At 64.2% G+C, this 4,434-nt stretch carries 3 protein-coding genes; 2 read left to right on the forward strand and 1 reads right to left on the reverse strand.

The window, feature by feature from the left end:
* Window positions 1-1,236, forward strand: a 1,236-nt coding sequence (locus VK519_RS08065; RefSeq protein ID WP_324348858.1) for a GGDEF domain-containing protein, incomplete at its 5' end; no start/stop codon positions are given.
* Between the two features lie 124 nt (window positions 1,237-1,360).
* On the opposite strand, the gene phnD is transcribed toward VK519_RS08065, so the two are convergent.
* Window positions 1,361-2,458, reverse strand: a complete 1,098-nt coding sequence (phnD, locus tag VK519_RS08070) for a phosphate/phosphite/phosphonate ABC transporter substrate-binding protein (protein WP_324348860.1) — start codon at window positions 2,456-2,458, stop codon at window positions 1,361-1,363.
* Window positions 2,459-2,766: 308 nt separating this feature from the next.
* Between phnD and VK519_RS08075 the strand changes: the two genes are divergently transcribed.
* On the forward strand, window positions 2,767-4,434 hold a 1,668-nt coding region (locus VK519_RS08075; RefSeq protein ID WP_324348861.1), incomplete at its 3' end, for a TonB-dependent receptor.

Raw genomic sequence — 4,434 nt, forward strand, 5'->3', positions numbered from 1 at the left:
CGCTTGCTGCTGCTGGCCCGTGGCCGGGACGAGGTGCTCGACGGTCTGCTCGAGCGCGTGACCGATGCGGTGCGCCGCTCCAGTCCCGGCGCAGGGTTATCACCGCTGGTGGACGAGCTGGGCGACGCGGTGGCGCGGCTCGACGGTATGCCGTGCCACGCCATCGCCGGCAGCGCGCAAGCGGCCATCGGACCTCCGTGGCCCGAAGCCCTCCGCCAGACCCTGCTTCGCGTGGTGCTGATTCCGTCCCTGGCCGAGGAGGCGGTGGACATTCGCGCCCAGTTGGCCGCGACATCGGTGGACGACGAATCTGCCATGCCTGCGCTGGCGGAGGCTGTGGCCAACCTGGTCAATCGCCAGCGCGACAGCCTGCGCGCCGACATCGACAACCTGCAGGCCTTGCTGGAGCAGGTAAGCGGCCGGCTGGAGGAAATGACCCATTTCCTTGAAATGGGCATGAAGGAGCAGTCGCAGGACCTCGCCGAAGGCGAGGCGCTGGATACCACCGTCCGGGACGAAATGGCGTTGTTGAACCAGACCGCGCGCGATGCCACCAGCCTTGCCCAGCTGCAGGAGCAGGTGAGCACCCGCCTCACCCTGATCGACCACCACTTCCGCGAGTACCGCGAGCGCCAGGATGCCCGCGCCGAGGAATACCGTGCGCGCAGCGCCAGCATGCAGGGGCGTCTGCTGGAACTGGAAACACAGGCCTTGCGCCTGCAGGAATCGCTGGCGCGCGAGCATGAACTGGCATTGACCGACCCGCTTACCGCGATGCCCAACCGCCTGGCTTATGAGCGTCACGTGGATGAAGTCCACCGCCGCTGGCAGGGCGAACGCCAGCACGTGTGCGTGGCTGCCTTCGATATCGACCATTTCAAGGCCATCAACGACAACTACGGCCACGCCGCGGGCGACGCGGTGCTGCGCATTGTCGGCAAGGCGCTGGGTGCCCACGCGGCGGGCAGGTATTTCATCGCCCGTTATGGCGGTGAGGAATTCGCAGCCGTCTTCGACGGCATGGAACGAGGCGAAGCGCTGCTCGTGGCCGAGGATCTCTGCCGCAGCGTGGCGGACCTGGGCTTCCACGCCAGCAGGCGCCCGATCACGGTGACCATGTCCGGCGGCATCACCTGCTTCCAGATGCCCGATACGCCGGCGGCCGCTTTTGAACGCGCGGACCGGGCCCTCTACGAGGCCAAGCGGGCAGGGCGGAACCGCTGCGTGGTGGTCTAGGTGGGCTGAACGATCCGGCAAGGTCGACCAGCCGGCTGTGCGTTTTCGTCAAAACGACGTGCAGAATCCTGCGGATGTACCCATAGACTGATACCACCCGTGAGGTTGCCGGGTAGGGGATTAGTTACGGAGAGCCTTCGCGCACGGATGCGCTCTTTTCGCCGTGTCCGTGCGGGGACTGCGCCGGCGGCTGAAGGGCCTGCAACGCCTTGCGGTAATCGCCTTCCACTTGCTTCAGCCGCGCCAGGCGCGCGGCATCGTTCACCCAGCGGCCGTGTTCGGCCTGCTGGTAGGCAAGGGTGTAATCCATATCCACGAAGGACTTCAGCGCGCGGTTGTCGGCGGGCACGAAATGCGCGAGGTCGGGAATGCGCGAAAGGTTCGCCCGTTCGCGTTCGCCGGCGGCATCGGCCTGCTTGCCGTAGTTGCGCATCAAAGCCACCAGCTGGTCCTGCAGGGGCTCGTCCATCGCATCACGCACCACCAGCACGCCCGCCGGGATCAGCGTCGAGCGCCAGATCACCCGCAACTGCGCCGCCTCGCGCGGGAAGTGGCGGGTGAAGAGGTCCAGGTCCGGGTTGTTGCCGGTGGCGACGTCCACTTCACGGTTCACCACCGCCAGTGCGTTGTCCTGGTGGTTGCCTACGCGCACGCTCGAGAAAAACGTGTCCGAATTGATCCCACGCGGGGCGAACAGCTGCGCCTCGGGAGCGACGTAGCCGGTGACCGACAAGGGCTCTCCGCGCGCGTAGCGCCAGCGCCCGGGGTTGGCCAGGAGGCTGTCGACGTCCTGGATGGGCGATGACGCGCGGACGATCAGCAGCGCATAGTTACCAGTGACGCCATCGTCGCGGACGAACTGCGCCACCACGTGCATCTGCTGGCGCGAGACCGCTTCCACGGCCAGCCGGCCGGAGACGAAGGCAATGTCGACGTTGCCCGCCGCTATGGCATTGGACAGGCCCGCGTAGCTGGACACGGACACCGACGACACCGGATGGCCCATCCGTTTGGCGATGTCCTCGAGCAGGGGCGCCCATTGCGCGCGCGATTCGGCGGCACTGCCGATGGGCAGGATGCCGAAGCGGATCGGGGTGTCGGGCGCGGATGCGGCATCCAGCCACGCCGGGACGAAGGCGACCAGCAGCATCGCCATCGTCGAAAACGTTCTTCGCCACGACTGCCCCGACCCCGCAGGTGGCCGCGCTGCCGTCGCGGTCATGCCCTCGATTTCCTTCGTTGATGACCTCGTGTATAGCCGCGATGGGCCACTTGCGCAAACCGGGCATGGGTGCTCCGTTTCGCGAATGTAAAGACACTGTAAAAAACCCGCCTTATCGTGCTAACTTCTTCACACAATGGCGACGTGCTCATAGGGGAGCTTATCGCCGCGCAATTAAATACGAATTTCGCAACAAGTTGCCTGACCTAGCCGGTTGGGCTTTTTTGTGCCTTGGGGAAGCGTTTTTCCTTGCGACCGGGTCGAAACAACTTGCCACGTCTTAGCTCACCGGAAAGACAAATAAAACCATGAATAGAAACCGCCTTTATCTCGTTATTGCAGCCACCCTCTTCGCTGGTTCCGCCCTGGCTCAGTCGACCGATCCCCAGTCGACCGACACCAAGGCCCCGCCGGCCCGCAGCAGCGTGTCGACCACGTCGAATACGACCACCTCCAACGACACCCAGAGGGCACAGCAGCTGCAGGCGGTGACCGTGACCGCACACGCGGCGACGATGGCCAGTGGTCTGATGTCGGTGCAGACGGCGCCCAAGGCGGTATCGACGATCAGCCGCGAGGCCATCGTCAAGGCTTCGCCGGGTGCGAACTTCACGCAGTTGATCCAGAGCATCCCGGGCGTGAATGCCTCCACGGACGACGTGACCGGCCTGAACGATGGCAACTACTCCATCCGCGGCTTCACCGGCGATGAAATCGGTGCCTCGGTGAACGGCGCGCCGATCAACGACTCAGGTTCCTACCGCGTGTTCGCCACCGAATACGGCGACTCGGAGAACATGGGCGACATCACCGTGCTGCAGGGCATCCCCGATGTCGACATGCCCGATTCCGGCGCCGCCGGCGGCCATATCGCCTGGACCACGATCGATCCCACCCACACCGCCGGCGTGGACTTCGTGCAATCGGCCGGTTCGTACGACTACCGCCGCACCTTCATCCGCCTGAACACCGGCGACCTGGGCCCGACGCGTTCATGGATTTCCTGGTCGGACAACTCCGACGAAAAGTGGCGCGGCGAGGGCAAGGCCAAGGTGACCAAGGTCGACGCCAAGACGGTGTGGACCATCGACGACAACAACTCGGTCACAGGGTCCCTGCAGTACAACCGTGAAGTGAAGTACTCGTATCTTGGCCCAACCAAGGCCAACGTGGCGCTGCACGGCTATCACTACGATTACGACGAGACCTATAAACCAGGTTCGCTGGACACCAACTTCTGGCAGCTGCATACCAACCCGTTCACCAGCCTGATGGCTAGCGCCGATGGCGAGTTCACCTTCAGCGACAGCCTGCACCTGTCCGTGGTGCCGTACTTCCAGTATGGCGATGGCGGTGCAGGCACGGCCAGCAACTTCTTTGCCGAGAGCACCTCGACCAAGCCTTCGTTCGAATCGGCCAACCAGGACCTCAACCAGGACGGCGCGATCGTCACCGGCCCGAACGGCAAGAAGGCCCTGGCGTATGGCTTCAGCCGTTCCACCACCTACCGCCCGGGTGTGATCGCCAAGTTCAATCAGGACCTCTCCGACACCAACGCCCTGGAATACGGCGTGTGGTACGAGCGCACGCGCCAGGAGCAGGGCGAAACCTTTAGCCTCGCCGACTACAACACCGGTGCGCCGATCAACAAGTGGGGCGACTCGGACTTCATCGTCTATCCCAATGGCGAGGCGCAGAAGCAGTACAGCGAATTCACGCTGACCGAAACGAAGAAGGCTTTCGCCACCGACACCTGGACGCCGAACGACTATTGGACCTTCACCGCGGGCGCTTCCTACATGCACGTGGAACGCTCGGGCTTCGCCTATGAGTTCCCGGGTTCCTTCTTCAACTCCTCGCCCAAGTTCAGCCAGATCGGCAGCGACGGCCTGGATTACAACTTCCACAAGTTCCTGCCCACGGCCGGCATCAAGTTCGCGCCCGACGCGAACAGCCAGATCTTCTACGGCGTTGGC

The organism is Pinirhizobacter sp., from assembly GCF_035317885.1.
In the GTDB taxonomy this organism is placed as follows: domain Bacteria; phylum Pseudomonadota; class Gammaproteobacteria; order Xanthomonadales; family Rhodanobacteraceae; genus Pinirhizobacter.

Bases quoted from the DNA above. Each gene is read 5' to 3' on its own strand.
- phnD (WP_324348860.1), bottom strand. From the start codon at position 2,458: ATGACCGCGACGGCAGCGCGGCCACCTGCGGGGTCGGGGCAGTCGTGG.